Origin of the sequence: Mycetohabitans sp. B46, assembly GCF_037389205.1 — a bacterium.
Lineage (GTDB): Bacteria > Pseudomonadota > Gammaproteobacteria > Burkholderiales > Burkholderiaceae > Mycetohabitans.
This window is the reverse complement of the sequence record NZ_JADBGL010000013.1, coordinates 82,718-97,269: the sequence shown is the minus strand read 5'-3', so window position 1 is coordinate 97,269 and position 14,552 is coordinate 82,718. Positions and strand designations below refer to the sequence as shown.

Annotated in this window: 13 protein-coding genes; 9 read left to right on the top strand and 4 right to left on the bottom strand. The window is 64.1% G+C overall.

Annotation, left to right across the window (positions count from 1 at the left end; all coding sequences use genetic code 11):
• The 4 genes from IHE30_RS13350 to IHE30_RS13335 all read right to left on the bottom strand — a co-directional run.
• Positions 1-678: sigma-54-dependent transcriptional regulator (locus tag IHE30_RS13350; RefSeq protein WP_337691255.1), on the bottom strand; the 678-nt coding region annotated here is incomplete at its 3' end.
• Positions 671-2,614: a sensor histidine kinase gene (locus IHE30_RS13345; RefSeq protein ID WP_337691253.1), complete on the bottom strand. Its 1,944-nt coding sequence runs from the start codon at positions 2,612-2,614 to the stop codon at positions 671-673. The genes IHE30_RS13345 and IHE30_RS13350, both read right to left, overlap by 8 nt.
• 80 nt (positions 2,615-2,694) lie before the next feature.
• The gene (locus IHE30_RS13340) at positions 2,695-3,978 is read right to left on the bottom strand and encodes a dicarboxylate/amino acid:cation symporter (protein ID WP_337691262.1); all 1,284 of its coding nucleotides are present in this window, start codon (positions 3,976-3,978) and stop codon (positions 2,695-2,697) included.
• Positions 3,979-4,415: 437 nt separating this feature from the next.
• Complete coding sequence (locus IHE30_RS13335) at positions 4,416-4,694, bottom strand: hypothetical protein (protein ID WP_337691251.1); 279 nt, start codon at positions 4,692-4,694, stop codon at positions 4,416-4,418.
• A gap of 68 nt (positions 4,695-4,762) precedes the next feature.
• Here IHE30_RS13335 and IHE30_RS13330 point away from each other — a divergent pair, with 68 nt between their 5' ends.
• The 9 genes from IHE30_RS13330 to IHE30_RS13290 all read left to right on the top strand — a co-directional run bounded on the left by IHE30_RS13330 (position 4,763) and on the right by IHE30_RS13290 (position 14,551).
• Complete coding sequence (locus IHE30_RS13330) at positions 4,763-5,065, top strand: hypothetical protein (protein ID WP_337691249.1); 303 nt, start codon at positions 4,763-4,765, stop codon at positions 5,063-5,065.
• A 173-nt stretch (positions 5,066-5,238) separates the two neighbouring features.
• The gene (locus IHE30_RS13325) at positions 5,239-7,014 is read left to right on the top strand and encodes a cation:proton antiporter domain-containing protein (RefSeq protein WP_337691247.1); all 1,776 of its coding nucleotides are present in this window, start codon (positions 5,239-5,241) and stop codon (positions 7,012-7,014) included.
• A gap of 228 nt (positions 7,015-7,242) precedes the next feature.
• Positions 7,243-7,920 (top strand): CDP-alcohol phosphatidyltransferase family protein, encoded by a 678-nt coding sequence (locus IHE30_RS13320; RefSeq protein ID WP_443193673.1) that lies wholly within the window; start codon positions 7,243-7,245, stop codon positions 7,918-7,920.
• A 71-nt stretch (positions 7,921-7,991) separates the two neighbouring features.
• On the top strand, positions 7,992-8,699 hold the full coding sequence (locus tag IHE30_RS13315) for a HalD/BesD family halogenase (RefSeq protein WP_337691261.1): 708 nt from the start codon (positions 7,992-7,994) through the stop codon (positions 8,697-8,699).
• 8 nt (positions 8,700-8,707) lie between these two features.
• The gene (locus IHE30_RS13310; RefSeq protein ID WP_337691244.1) at positions 8,708-9,733 is read left to right on the top strand and encodes a lysylphosphatidylglycerol synthase domain-containing protein; all 1,026 of its coding nucleotides are present in this window, start codon (positions 8,708-8,710) and stop codon (positions 9,731-9,733) included.
• An 86-nt stretch (positions 9,734-9,819) separates the two neighbouring features.
• Positions 9,820-10,596, top strand: coding sequence for a phosphocholine cytidylyltransferase family protein (locus IHE30_RS13305; RefSeq protein WP_337691242.1), 777 nt, complete (start codon positions 9,820-9,822; stop codon positions 10,594-10,596).
• A 20-nt stretch (positions 10,597-10,616) separates the two neighbouring features.
• Positions 10,617-12,311 carry a phosphoenolpyruvate mutase gene (gene aepX / locus IHE30_RS13300; RefSeq protein WP_337691240.1) on the top strand — a complete coding sequence of 565 codons (1,695 nt, stop codon included), beginning with the start codon at positions 10,617-10,619 and terminating at the stop codon, positions 12,309-12,311.
• Complete coding sequence (gene aepY / locus IHE30_RS13295; RefSeq protein WP_337691239.1) at positions 12,304-13,485, top strand: phosphonopyruvate decarboxylase; 1,182 nt, start codon at positions 12,304-12,306, stop codon at positions 13,483-13,485. The genes aepX and aepY overlap by 8 nt, the downstream gene beginning before the upstream one ends.
• On the top strand, positions 13,472-14,551 hold the full coding sequence (locus IHE30_RS13290) for a 2-aminoethylphosphonate aminotransferase (protein ID WP_337691238.1): 1,080 nt from the start codon (positions 13,472-13,474) through the stop codon (positions 14,549-14,551). Before aepY ends, IHE30_RS13290 begins: the two co-directional genes overlap by 14 nt.
• Position 14,552: the final 1 nt, after the last annotated feature.

Below are 14,552 nucleotides of genomic sequence, written 5' to 3'. Positions count from 1 at the left end.
GAAGGCGCCTTGCTCGTAGCCGAACATCTCCGACTCGAACATCGACTCGGGCAATGCCGCGCAGTTGATCGCGACGAACGGCCGGTCGCGGCGCGCGGATTGTTCATGCAACGCCCGTGCGATCAATTCCTTACCAGTGCCGGTTTCACCATTGATCAGCACGGCGGCATCGGTCGGCGCGACGTTGGCGATCATCGTGCGGACCTGCTCGATTGCCGCGCTCGTGCCGATGATGTGCACGGTGTCGGGGCGCTGGGCCGCCAGCTCTCGGCGCAGGGCACGGTTCTCCAGTTGCAACGCGCGCCGTTCGAGCGCGCGGCGCACGGCATCGGCGAGGCGCTCCGACGAAAAGGGCTTTTCAATAAAGTCGTACGCGCCGTCGCGCATCGCCTGTACCGCCATTGAGATATCGCCATGACCCGTGACGACGATCACGGGCACATCCGGCGCCCGCTCGCGCATCAGCGACAGCAGTTCCAGGCCGCTCGCCCCGGGCAGCCGGACATCCGTGACGATCGCGCCGGGCACGCCGGCGCCGGCAGCGTGCATCGCGTCTAGCGCGGCTTCTACGCTCGGATAGCCGGTCACGTCGAAGCCGCCGAGCATCAGGCTCTGGACGTTAGCGTGCCGTACCAGCTCGTCGTCTTCAATGAACAATACCTGCAAGCCGTCAGTCATGGTCGTGGCTGTTCATGCGGTGGTCAATGGCGTGGGCGATGGGGGGGCAGGCCGGCGTGTCCTGGCTCGAGCGCGCATACGCGCGTGGCAGCGTCATCACGAAGCATGCGCCGCGCGCCGGCGCATCGCGATCCTTGTCACGCGCGGTGGCCACGCTTAGCGTGCCGCCCGCGTCGCGCACGATCGACGCGGCGATCGCCAGCCCGAGCCCCAGCCCTTGCCCCATTTCCTTGGTGGTGAAGAACGGCTCGAACAGCCGGGGCAGCACGTCGGCGGCGATGCCGGGACCGTTGTCGATGACGGCAATCGCTACGACGTCGGGGCGCGTGTCGACTTCAATGATAACGCGCGCCGTTGGGTGGTTGGCGAGCGCATCGGCTGCGTTGCCGATCAAGTTGATCAGCGCCTGCTCGACTCGTAGGTCATCACACCGTACAGCAGGCGACGTATCAAGTGCATTGAAATCGAACGGTGCACGCTTGCCATCGGCGTGCACGCTCACGACTTGCACGTCGATGCCGGCAAGCTTGTCGCGCAACATCACCAATGCGTTGCGTAGCGCCTGCGCGACGATGGCGTGTGCATCGCGCGGGCGCCGCTTGCTGACGAATAGCTTCAACTGGTTCGTGATGCGCCCCATCCTGTCGATCAGTGTCGCGATGGCCTGCAGGTTCTCGCGTGCCGCATCCAGCGCGTTACGCTCGATCAGCACTCGTGTGTTATCCGAAAACGTGCGCAGCGCGGCGAGCGGCTGGTTCAGCTCATGGGTGATGCCAGCGGCCATTTGCCCGAGTGCAGCCAGCTTACTGGCCTGCACGAGTTCGTCTTGCGCGGCGCGCAGCTCCGCTTCCGCGCGCGTGCGCTCGTTGACTTCGCGCGTGAGTTGCTCATTGGCTGCCGACAGGTCCGCGGTGCGCTCTGCGACGCGCTGGTTTAGCTCCGCATAGGCGCGCTGTAGCATCCGGCGACCGTACTCCATTTCGCGCAGCTTGGCCCGTCGTAGCCGCCAGTAAAAGCCCAGCAGCGCGGCAATCAGCAACGCCAAGCCGGTCGCCACCGTCATCGCGCGCGCCCGTGCATCGACATCGTCTAGCGGCGACAGTACCGTCAACTGCCAGCCCAGCTCGCTCAGTGGTTGCTCGGTTTGCAGATACAGCGGTGCCGGCGGGTCCGAGCCGAACCGTATTAGCTCCGCCCCTGCCGCGCGCGTGCGCACCCTGGTCAGCGGCAACGGCGTCAACCGCTCGTCACCGTATTGCTCGGTGTCGCGAATCCATGCCGACGCCCGGCTCGACAACGGGCGCGTCGTATGGTACTTCCACGATGGGATTGACGACAGGATGACGATACCGTTGGCGTCGGTGACAAACAGCGGCTCGGACCGATCTTGCGGCGGGAACCAGCTCAGGTCGATCTTGATCACCACGACGCCGACTTGAGTCCCGTTGTGTGAGACCGGCTGGGAAATGTAGTAGCCGGCCTGATGCGAGCGCGTGCCGATCCCGAAAAAGTGGTCCTCGTGTCCCGCGATCGCGGCGACGAAGTATGGCCGGAAATCATAGCGCGCTCCGACGAAGCTGCCGGGCTCGCGCCAGTTGCTGGCCGCCACGCACAGGCCGTCGTCGGTGATCAGGTAGGCTTGTGACGCCTTTGAGCGCTGTGCGATTTCTTCCAGGTAGCGATTCGCGCGGGCGACCGCTGCACCGTTCGGCTGCCGCAGCGCCTCCTGCACCAGAGGATGCGTGGAGAGCAGGTACGGCAGGGGCGCGTAGCGGTCCAGCGCGGCTTGCAGTGTAGCGCTCGTGCGCGCCGCGCGCGCGGCCGACGCCTCGCGCAAGCGGTCGATCGCATGGGTGCGCGCGCTCGACCAGGCCGCGACGCAGCTTGCGATAACGACCGCGGCGAGCACCAGCAATACGGCGGTACGGCGTAGCACGGCGAGATGTCAGGATAGCAGCGGATGGGTGCCTCATTGTGGCACAACGCCGTGCGGGTGCCTATGCGGTTGCTTTCGGCCTATGCGGTCGCTTCCGCTTCGATGCTTGCCGGCTGGCGCATCACGCGCTTGAGCTTGTCGCGATCAAGCTCATGCTCCCATGCGGACACGACGACCGTTGCCACGCCATTGCCGACGATGTTGGTTAGCGCACGACACTCGCTCATGAAGCGATCGATGCCGAGGATCAGCACCATGCCGGCGAGCGGAATCGTCGGCACGACCGCTAGCGTCGCGGCGAGCGTGATGAACCCGGCGCCGGTGACGCCGCTCGCGCCTTTGGACGTGAGCATCGCGACGGCCAGCAGTGTCAGCTGCTGGCCCCACGTCAGGTCGGTATGGGTCGCCTGTGCGATGAACAGAACGGCCATCGTCATATAAATGTTCGTGCCGTCGAGATTGAACGAGTAGCCGGTCGGCACGACCAGGCCGACGACCGAGCGCGAGCATCCGAGCTTCTCGAGCTTTTCCATTAGGTGCGGCAGCGCCGCCTCGGACGAACTGGTGCCGAGCACGATCAGCAGCTCCTCCTTAATGTAGCCGAGAAAACGCACAATGCTGAAGCCGACGGCACGCGCAATCGTGCCGAGCACAACCAGCACGAACAGCAGCGACGTCAGGTAAAACGTGCCGATTAGCTTGAGCAGCGGCAGCAGCGAGCCGACCCCGTATTTGCCGATCGTGAACGCCATTGCACCGAACGCGCCGAGCGGTGCGACCTTCGTGATCAGATGCACCATGCCAAAGAACACCTGCGAGACGCTGCTGATGAATGCGGACACTTTGGCGCCGCGCTCGCCCAGGTGGGCCAGTACGCTACCGAACAGGATCGCGATCAGCAGGATCTGAAGGATGTCGCCTTGCGCGAAAGCGCTAAAGAATGTGTCGGGGATCAGGTGTATCAGGAAATCGACAGTCGTCTGGCCATGCGCCTTTTGCACATACATCGACGCCGCCTTGCTGTCGAGCGTGGCCGGGTCGACGTTCAAGCCTACACCGGGCTTTAGGATATGCGTAGCGGCTAGGCCGATCAGCAGGGCGAACGTCGAGACGACCTCGAAGTACAGCAACGCCTTGCCACCGACGCGGCCCACCTTCTTCATGTCTTGCATGCCGGCGATGCCGGATACCACGGTGCAGAAAATGATCGGTCCGATCACCAACTTGATCAGCTTGATGAACGCGTCACCCAGCGGTTTCATTTGTATCGCTAATTGTGGGTAGTAATGGCCTAGCAGGATGCCCAATGCGATGGCAAATAACACCTGGACGTAAAGGACCTTGTAGAGGGGTTTTTTCACGATAGATACCCTTATCGTTTGTGACAAGAATCGCAGGCCTGGACGGGTTCGTCACAGGCGTGCGCGGATAACGCGTTGCGTGCACTGCGCGGGTTTAGCGTGAGCGGAAATGATGGATGGACATGCGATGTCTCCTGGCTGTAGTTGTGTCTCGGCTTGGTGGCCGTGGTTCTTATGTGCAAGGCCGATGCCAGCCTCGTCCGATTGGTATAAGTCTTTGACTGTTAAGGGTTATGAGGATGCAGTGACAGGCCGTATTTTCCGGATTTCCGGAAAGCGTCGATGAGGAATCTGGATATCCAGAATGCATTGACAAGATCCCTTTGGCTTGAATAAGGGAAGGCTATAGCACGAGTGTCGGCGCTGATCCTGCGTTGAAGCGTTGAGTTCACGACCCTCGATTCGTGCGAGACGAAGCGGCCTCTCGCCGTGGCGATGCGCTACTTCGCGGAGAGCGCGGCCAGCAGGTTCATCACCATGTTCGGCGTAAAGGTAAATGGCACCCAACCATAGCCAGTATGGCGGAACACGACGAGTTGCGAGCCATTGTTGCGTGATTGCGTGGCGATCGCCGGATCCTGTGTGGCCGCGAAGCGCCAGCCCGGCGGCAGGGCAGCGGGTGGCTCAGGCGTCATCGAGGCACGCGCGATCGCTAGCTCCTCAATGATCGCTGAAATATCGGCGGGTCCGAGCGTAACGGAGTGCTCGCCGAGTGTCACGACGATTTCGTTTTGCGATGGACGGTTGAAGTGCAACTGAGGCGGTGTGGGATCATTGGCTGTTTCTTTTGTCGAGTCAGCCAGAGTCGTCGGAGCTGTCGGAGCTGCCGGAGCTGCCGGAGCTGCCGGAGCTGCCGGAGCTGCCGGAGCTGCCGGAGCTGCCGGAGCCGTCGGAGCTGCCGGAGTCGCCGAAGTTGCCGGAGCCCTCGGAGTTGCCGGAGCCCTCGGAGTTGCCGGAGCCCTCGGAGTTGCCGGAGCCGTCGGAGTTGCCGGAGTCGCCGGAGCCGCCGGCCCGGCGCTGGCGAGGCGGTCAATTAGCCGTTGCACCGCGTCGATCTGTTCGTGAAGCTCCATACTGCTGCCCTGATTGAGATGGAACGGCAATTTTACTCGACGTGCCGGGCACGGCGCTCGGCCAGCCTGTCGCGCGTCATTTTTGTGCGTAATTCCAGCCATTTCTAGCACGTCGATCGCCATAGAGACGTTAAGCTCCCGTATCATTAAGGTTTTTGTAAGCTTATCCCCGGATTTTTGAAGGAGTCGCATGCCTCACGACATCAGCCTCATCACCTTGATCGCAACCGGGCTCGGGCTCGCGATGATCCTCGGCTACGCCGCGTCGTGGTTCAGGATGCCGCCGCTCGTCGGCTACCTGTTGGCCGGCGTGCTGTGCGGACCTGCGACGCCGGGTTTTGTCGGCGACGTGGCGCTTGCCGGCCAGCTTTCCGAGATCGGTGTGATGCTACTGATGTTCGGCGTCGGCCTGCATTTCTCGCTCGACGACCTGCTGGCCGTCAAGCGCATCGCTGTGCCCGGCGCAATCGTCCAGATCGCGGTGGCGACGGCGCTCGGCATGGCCACGGCAATGTGGTGGGGCTGGCCGATTGGCGTGTCGCTCGTCTTCGGGCTGGCGCTGTCGGTGGCCAGCACCGTTGTACTGCTGCGCGCGCTGGAGGCGCGCGGCCAGCTCGATTCGGCCAACGGCCGTATTGCGGTCGGATGGCTGGTCGTCGAGGATCTGGTCATGGTGCTCGTGCTGGTGTTGCTTCCCCCGTTGGCTGGCCTGCTCGGCGGCTCGCTGGACGGCAACCATGGTGCGGGATTGACGCAGGCGCGCGCCGCCGCGCCGCAGCCCAGCCTGTGGGCAATGGTCGGCGTGACGTTCGCGAAGGTCGCCGCCTTCATCGCACTGATGCTGGTGGTCGGCCGCCGGGTGTTTCCGCGCCTGTTGTTCCTGGTGGCCCGCACCGGTTCGCGTGAGCTGTTCACGCTGTGCGTGATTGTTGCCGCAGTGGGCGTGGCGTACGGCTCGGCACGCCTGTTCGACGTGTCGTTCGCGCTGGGCGCCTTCTTCGCCGGCATGATGATGCGTGAGTCCGAGTTCAGCCATCGCGCGGCGGACCAAACGTTGCCGTTGCGTGACGCGTTCTCGGTACTGTTCTTTGTGTCGGTCGGCATGCTGTTCGACCCTCATGTGCTGATCAACGCGCCGTTACACGTGCTCGGCGTGGTCGCGATCATCATGGTCGGCAAGACAGTGGCGGCGGTGGCGCTGGTGCTCGCTTTCCGCTATCCGCTAAATAGCGCGCTGACCGTCGGCGCGAGCCTGGCGCAAATCGGCGAGTTCTCGTTCATCCTGGCCGGCCTGGGGATGTCGCTCGGCTTGTTGCCGAAAGAGGGGCAGGACTTGATCTTGGCCGGCTCGCTGATCTCCATTGCGTTGAATTCGCTCGTGTTCGCCGCGATCGAGCCGGCGCAGGCATGGATCCGTAATCGTTCCAGTCTGGCGCGAAGGATGGAATGCCGCGAAGATCCGCTCGCCGCGCTGCCGATGACGGTGCCCCAGGCGCACCTGACCGGCCAAGTCGTGATCGTCGGCTATGGCCGAGTCGGCCGCCGTGTCGCGCAGACGCTGGCCATGCATCGGATCCCGTATGTGGTGGCCGAGCAGCATCGCGATATCGTTGAGAAGCTGCGCGCCGAGCAGGTGCCCGCTGTGTGCGGCGATGCGTCCGATCCGATGCTGCTGGTGCAGGCGCACGTCGCACGCGCCGGAATGCTGGTGGTGACGTTGCCGGACACCTTCGATGTTCGCAAGATCGTCGACACTGCCCGCACGCTGAACCCGTCTATCGAAGCAGTGTTGTGCACCGATAACGATGACGAGGCCGCGTTGCTCGAATCGGAGCGAGTCGGCACCGTGTTTGTTGGAGATAGCGAGTTGGCGCGCGGCATGACCGCGCATGTGCTGTCGCGGATGACGAGCGCCGCGACCGACGTGGGCGTCGAGGCAACCAGCGCGTCGGGCCATCTACGATGACGGCTACATCGAGTTTGGCCGGATGTCAAGTCGTGGGGCGAAGCATGACAATGTTGGCCGAATAGGTGTCAAAGTTATCAACAGTTTCTGTGGATAAACCTGTGGTGAACCTAGACGAAACCTAGTAAATCTGGGGTTCCCCTCGGCATCGCCGCGTTGCGTACGTAATCCTGGACTGCAATGGGCGCACAGAAGGGATATATTTCCGGGATGGAAAAAAGACAGAACATGGCGTGCGGGGCGTCATCCGACATGCCAGCGCCGCCTCGCCAATGGGATGCACGGCTCGCTCGCCGGCTCGTGATACCACTGAAAGACACCTTGGTCACGCCGAACCACCTGACGACGCTGCGCCTGTTGATCGGCCTGGCCGGCGCGGCGGCGCTGGCTGCCGGCGGATACGGCTGGGTCAACGTCGGCGCGTTGCTGATCGTGTTGTCTAATTTTGTCGACCATACGGATGGCGAGTTGGCCCGCATCAGCGGTAAATCGAGTCGGCTGGGCCACTTCTACGACCTCACGTCGGATGCGCTAGTCACGATCGGGCTGTTTGTCGGCATGGGGTGGGGTGTCCCCGCTGAGGCGCACGCTTCGCTGCCGGCGGCGCCCGCGTGGCTCGGCTGGGTGGCCGGCCTCGCCGTGGCGTTGATTTTCTTCTTGCGCATGCGCATCGAGCAGCGTGCGGGCAAGGCCGGCACGCGCCAGGCATTTTTGGCCGGCTTCGAAACCGAGGACGTACTTTACCTGCTGCCGTTGGTCACGTTACTGGATGGTGTGACGCCGTTCCTGTTGGTGGCAGCAATCGGCGCGCCGCTGTTCGCGGCGTGGGTCGCGATTGACTACCGCCGCACGATGCGGCGGGCCACGGGGACTGCCGCGGCGACCCATTGCGGCACGACACCATGAGCGCCACGGCCGGGCTGGCCCGCGACAGCGCGGGCGCTGGACAGCAGTGCAGCACGATAGTGGATGCGTCGATGCACGAGCGCATCGCGACGCTCGATACCGAGCGGCTGCGCGAGACGTTCGGCGAGCAGGGCGCGTTCTTGTTCCTCGACACATTCCTGGCGCCGGACATGACCGCCCGGCTGGTGGACGCAGTGCGTCGGGTCGATGGCGAAGTGAATCGCAACTACCTGCCTGGGCACAAGCAGGGCGGCAGTGTCAGCAGGCATACGATCGACCGGCTTGCGCCGGTGATCGCCGAATTGTATCGTTCGCCGGCGTTGATTCGCTGGCTGGAGGCACTGTGCGGAGACCGCCTGCTGGCCTGTCCTGACACGGATCCTCACGCATATGCACTCTACTTCTATACCAAGCCCGGCGATCATATCGGCTGGCACTACGATACGTCGTATTACCATGGCCGGCGATACACGCTGCTGCTGGGCGTGGTTGACGAATCGTCGTGCAAGCTGGAATACCGGCTGCACACTCGCGAGCCGGGCGTGCCCGTCGTCGAGGCGGCAGTGCAGTTGCCGCCCGGCGGGCTGATCTTTTTCGACGGAGACAAGCTGCAGCATCGGATCACGCCGCTGGGCGCAAATGAGAGGCGCGTATCGTTGACATTCGAGTACGTGACCGATCCGAGCATGGGGCGGCTCCAGCGGTTCGTATCGAACATGAAGGACGCGATCGCCTACTTCGGTTTCCGGCAAGTATTCCGGCAGTGGGCTGGCAAGTGAACACGCGCATGACACGTGCAGCGTGGATTGCGTTGACGATCGGCGCGTCGCTGTTCGTCGCGCTGCTGGCATGGCAGGGTATCGCACCGTTGGTAGCTGCGTTGTCGGCCGCCGGCTCCGGCTTGCTGCTCGTGGCCGCGTTCCATGGCCTGCCCATGGTGGTTGACGCGGCGGCGATCCGCGTGCTGGTGGGTGAGCGCGGCGGTGGGCTGGCGGGTGAGCGCGGCGGCGTAACGATCGGTGACGTGCTATTAACGCGCTGGGCAGGCGAATCGGTCAACAGCCTGCTGCCGGCCGGTCAGATCGGCGGGCCGTTGCTGATGGTGCGGCATCTGGCGCAGCGTCGATTGCCGCTACCGGAATCGGCGGCGGTGATGACCGTCAGCACGACGTGGCAAACGATCGCGCAAGTCGTGTTTGCGTTGTTGGGCCTGGCGGTGTTCGCGGCTCATGCGGCGCATGGTGCACTCGGTAATCTGCGCACGCCGTTGCTGGTTGCGAGCGCGGGCTTTGCGCTGCTGCTGTACGGTTTTTACAAGGCGCAACGGCGGCGCTTGTTCGGGCGGCTGTCGCGCGTGATGTCCAAGCTGTCGGCGGGACGCGACTGGTCAGCGCTCTTCGAGCGCGCCGATGCGGTGGATGCGCACGTGGCCGCGCTGTATCGGCAGCCGCGTGCGGTGGCGGCAAGCTTCGCATTGAGTCTGTGCAGCTGGATCGTTGGCACTGGGGAAGTCTGGCTGATCCTGCAGTTGATTGGACATCCGGTCGGCTGGGGCGACGCACTGTTGCTCGAGAGCATCGGGCAGGCCATCCGCGGCGCAGCGTTCATGATCCCGGGCTCGCTTGGTGTGCAGGAGGGCGGGTACTTGTTGCTTGCGCCGCTGGTCGGCTTGCCGCCGGACGCGGCCCTCGCGCTGTCGCTGGCCAAGCGCGCCCGCGAAATCCTGCTTGGCGTGCCGGGGCTGGTGTACCTGCATTTTTCCGAGCGTCGCTGGCAACGCCGCCGTGCTGCGCGAATGCCGGCAGCCAACTAGTGCGCTGGGTCGCGCCACGTGTCGATTGGGGTGCCTTACCCAGATCTGTAAATCAACAGTCATAGAAGAAACACACGGGAGTATCAATGCGCGCCATTATTCTCGCTGCGGGCCGCGGCCTGCGCTTGGTCCAGCCCGAGAACAAGCAGCGGCCCAAATGCCTGCTACAGTTCGACGGCATGACACTGCTCGAGCGCCATTTGCAGTGGCTCAGGGCGGCCGGTGTCGATGACATCGTATTGGCCCTGGGTTTTCACCACGAGATGATCGAGGCCGAGCTGCTGCGCCTGGGTTGGACACCACCGCCGCGCATCGTGCTCAATCCGAACTACGAGTTGGGCAGCGTGCTGACGGTGCACGGGGTATCCGACGCGCTGTGCGCGGGTGGGGAGGTGTTGCTGATGGATGCCGACGTGCTGTATGACGAGCGTATTATGGCGCCGCTGGTGGTCGGCAAGCATGTGAACCGGTTGCTGATTGATCGTGATGTCGAGCCGGGCGACGAACCCGTCAAGCTGTGCTTGCGCGACGGGGTGCCCGTCGAGTTGCGCAAGCAGGTCGCGGCCGACCTGCGATACGACACGATGGGCGAGTCGGTCGGGTTCTTCCGCCTGACCGAGGGGGCCGCGCAGCGCCTGGCGCAGATCGCCGCCGACTATGTTGGCAGCGGCCGCGCGAACTTGCCACACGAGGAAGCGCTGCGGGACCTGCTGCTCGAGCGCAGCCATGTCTTCGAAGCGGCCGACGTGACCGGTGCGCCATGGATCGAAATCGATTTTGCCGCGGACGTCGAGCGCGCGCGAACGCAGGTACTGCCGTTGCTGCAGCCGGTGGTCGTCGCGGGCACGATCGCATCGCGTTGAGACAGGAGCTTGTTGAACTCATGAACGCCCCCGATACCTTTGTCGCACGCGCGCAAAGCCGTGCGGCGCGGCTGCGCCGCATGCTGACCTCCGATAAGCTGGAATTCATGATGGAGGCGCACAACGGGCTGTCCGCGCGGATCGTGCGCGAAGCGGGCTTTGACGCCATCTGGGCGTCGGGTCTAGCCATCTCGGCGCAATATGGCGTGCGCGACAACAATGAGGCGAGCTGGACACAGGTAGTCGACATGTTGGAATTCATGGTCGATGCGAGCGACCTACCGATCCTGCTCGACGGCGATACCGGCTACGGCAATTTCAACAACGTGCGGCGGCTGGTCAAAAAGCTGGAGCAGCGCGGCGTGGCCGGCGTGTGCATCGAGGACAAACAATTCCCGAAGACCAACAGCTTCATCGGCGGCGAACGGCAGCCGCTAGCGGACGTTGACGAGTTCTGCGGCAAGATCAAGGCTGGCAAGGATTCCCAGGGCGACCCGGACTTTTCGATTGTCGCGCGGGTCGAGGCGTTGATTGCCGGTTGGGGCATGGACGAGGCGCTGCGCCGCGCCGAGGCGTATCACGCGGCTGGGGCCGATGCGATTCTGATCCACAGCAAGCTGGCGCGAGCCGACGAAATCGTGGCATTTGCACGCGAATGGGCCCATCGTGCTCCGTTGGTGATCGTGCCAACGAAGTACTACAGTACGCCGACGCAGGTCTTCCGCAACGCGGGTATCAGCGTTGTGATCTGGGCGAATCACTTGATACGCGCGGCCACGTCGGCGATGCAGGCCGTCGCCAAGGAAATTCACGACAGCGAGACGCTGGTCGGCGTCGAGGACAGGATCGCGTCGGTCAATGAGATTTTCCGCTTGCAAGGCGCCGACGAATATTCGGCCGCCGAGCGCGTCTATCTGACCGCGCGCGCGCCGCGCACGGCGGTTGTGCTGGCTGCGAGCCGGGGGCACGGGCTAGAGGCGGTCACCGCGCAGCGACCCAAGGTGATGTTGCCCATCGCGGGTAAGCCGTTGCTACGCTGGCTCGTCGATGGCTTCAAGAAGCAGGGCGTGAACGATATCACGGTCGTGGGCGGCTACCGTGCTGATGCGATCGACACGGCGGGCATCCGCCTGGTGGTCAACGAGCGGCACGAGACGACCGGCGAGCTGGCGTCGCTCGCGTGTGCGACGCAGGCGTTCGAGCACGATACCGTCATCTCGTATGGTGATCTATTGTTTCGCAGTTCTATCCTGCACGACCTGGTCGAAAGCGACGCGCACTTTTGCGTGGTCGTCGATTCGTCGCAGACGCAGCCGGCCAACCAGAGCGTGCGCGATTTCGCGTACTGCTCGAGTGGCGACGACCGGGGCCTGTTCGGGCAGAAGGTCGTGCTGCGGCGCGTGAGCAGCGAGGCCGCCGCGCCGGATGGCACAGCGCCGCACGGGCGTTGGATTGGCCTGCTGGGCGTGCGTGGCGAAGGACGCGAGAAACTTCAGCGTATTTTTGCGACGCTGCGCGAGCGCAGCGACTTCGATTCACTGGACATGCCGGCGCTGCTCAATGCGCTGGTCAACGCCGGCGAGCAGATCGAAGTGCACTATGTGCACGGACACTGGCGTGGTGTCAATGACCTGGACGATTTCTGCCGCGCAGCGGATTTCGCCCATACGCAGGTACCGATCGCCGAGGCCGGCACCGGAGGCGGCAATGATTGATGCGGCGCAGTTCGTCGATGCGGCGCGCGAACGCGGATTCGACTGGTACGCGGGCGTGCCGTGCTCGTTCTTGACGCCTTTTATCAACTACGTGTTGCAGGCGCCGTCGCTGCATTACCTGAGTGCAGCAAACGAGGGCGATGCGGTGGCGCTGATTGCAGGCGCGACGCTTGCCGGTCGGCGCGGTGTCACGATGATGCAAAACTCCGGGCTCGGCAACGCCGTCAGTCCGCTGACCTCACTGACTTGGACGTTCCGGCTGCCGCAGTTGTTGATCATTACCTGGCGTGGCCAGCCGGGCGTGGCCGACGAGCCGCAGCATGCGTTGATGGGGCCGATCACCCCGGCAATGCTCCAGACGATGGAGATTCCATGGGAGACCTTTCCGACTGACGCAGGCGATATCGGTGCGGCGCTGGATCGGGCGATCGCGCATATGGACGCCACTGGTCGGCCCTATGCGCTGGTCATGCAGAAGGGGAGCGTTGCGCCCTATCCGCTGCGCGGCGCCACTGCTCGCGCACGGCGCGCGGCAGTGCCGGTCGAATCAATGCTACGCGGCGTGGCGCGTGACGAACTGCCGTCGCGTAGCGACGTACTGCGCGGCGTGATCGACGCAACACCGGTGCAGGGCAGCGTGGTATTGGCATCCACCGGCTTCTGTGGCCGCGAACTGTATGCGCTGCACGACCGGCCAAACCAGTTGTACATGGTTGGCTCGATGGGCTGTGTGATGACGATGGCGCTCGGACTTGCGCTGGCTCGGCCCGACCTGCGCGTGGTGGCGCTCGATGGCGATGGCGCCGCGTTGATGCGCATGGGCGCGTTTGCGACGCTGGGCGCCTATGGGGCGTCCAACCTCGTACATATCGTGCTGGACAATGGCGTGCACGATTCGACTGGTGGCCAGGCGAGCGTATCACCGAATATGTCGTTCGCGGGCGTAGCCGCGGCGTGCGGGTACGGGCGCGTGATTGACGGAGACGATCTCGGGGTGCTGCGGCGGGTTTTCAACGCCGAGCTGCTCGGCGACGGTCCACGTTTCGCGTGTATCAAAACACGGCCCGGCACGCCGGAGAACCTGCCACGACCGAGCGTGACGCCGGAGCAAGTAAAGGCGCGCTTGATGAACCACATCGCACAGTGTGCGGAGGCCGCTGATGTTGCTACTTAACCCAGGACCGGTCACGCTGACAGAGCGCGTGCGGCAGAGCTTGCTGCAGCCCGACTTGTGCCATCGCGAGCCCGAATTCTATGATTTGCAGCAAGAGGCGCGCGAACGGTTGTTGGGCGTCTATGCGCTCGAGTCTGCCGAATGGCAAGCCGTCCTGATGACTGCGTCGGGCACGGGCGCGGTGGAGAGCATGGTTGCCGCGCTGGTGCCCGAGCATGGCCGCCTGCTGGTGGTCGAGAACGGTGTGTATGGCGAGCGGATCACGCATATCGCGCGTCACTATCGGATTGACCACGAGGTAGCTGCGCATCGATGGATCGACGCGCCCGATGTCCAGGCGTTGGCGGCGCGGTTGGATGACGCAGCGCGCGCGCAACGGCCGTTCACCCACGTTGCGCTGGTGCATCATGAGACGACCACGGGCCGCTTGAACGAACTCGGCGGCGTGCTCGACGCGTGCCGCACACGCGGCGTCGGCGTGCTGCTGGATGGCGTTAGCAGCTTCGGCGCGGAGGCCATCAACTTTGCCGACCCGGCGCTCGTCGCGGTCGCGGCGACAGCGAACAAGTGCTTGCATGGGGTGCCCGGAGCATCATTCGTGGTAGTGCGTCGTGCGGCGCTGGCCGACGCGGCAAGCCGGGCGTTTTACCTGGACCTCGGGCGGCTGGCGCGCTTGCAAGACGCGCGCAATACGCCGTTTACGCCGTCGGTGCACGCCTATTACGCGCTGGTCGAGGCACTGCGCGAGCTTGAGGACGCGGGCGGCTGGCGCGAGCGGCATGCGCGTTATCGTAAGCTGGCCGAGCAAGTGCGCGACGGTTTGGCGCGACTGGGTGTGGATGGCGTACTGCCACCGCAGGCATCGTCGGTCGTGCTGCGCGCGTACCGCTTGCCGCCGAAGATCGATTACGCCCAATTGCATGATGCATTGAAGCTGCATGGATTCGTCATTTATGCAGGGCAGGGCGGCTTGGCGGCCGAGTTGTTCCGCATCTCGACGATGGGCAATCTGACAGCGCACGACATGGACCGGCTGCTGCGCGCGTTCGGACAGCTGCTGGCGTGAG

Bases quoted from the DNA above. Each gene is read 5' to 3' on its own strand.
- IHE30_RS13325 (WP_337691247.1), top strand. From the start codon at position 5,239: ATGCCTCACGACATCAGCCTCATCACCTTGATCGCAACCGGGCTCGGG.
- IHE30_RS13320 (WP_443193673.1), top strand. From the start codon at position 7,243: ATGGCGTGCGGGGCGTCATCCGACATGCCAGCGCCGCCTCGCCAATGG.
- IHE30_RS13315 (WP_337691261.1), top strand. From the start codon at position 7,992: ATGCACGAGCGCATCGCGACGCTCGATACCGAGCGGCTGCGCGAGACG.
- IHE30_RS13310 (WP_337691244.1), top strand. From the start codon at position 8,708: ATGACACGTGCAGCGTGGATTGCGTTGACGATCGGCGCGTCGCTGTTC.
- IHE30_RS13305 (WP_337691242.1), top strand. From the start codon at position 9,820: ATGCGCGCCATTATTCTCGCTGCGGGCCGCGGCCTGCGCTTGGTCCAG.
- aepX (WP_337691240.1), top strand. From the start codon at position 10,617: ATGAACGCCCCCGATACCTTTGTCGCACGCGCGCAAAGCCGTGCGGCG.
- aepY (WP_337691239.1), top strand. From the start codon at position 12,304: ATGATTGATGCGGCGCAGTTCGTCGATGCGGCGCGCGAACGCGGATTC.
- IHE30_RS13290 (WP_337691238.1), top strand. From the start codon at position 13,472: ATGTTGCTACTTAACCCAGGACCGGTCACGCTGACAGAGCGCGTGCGG.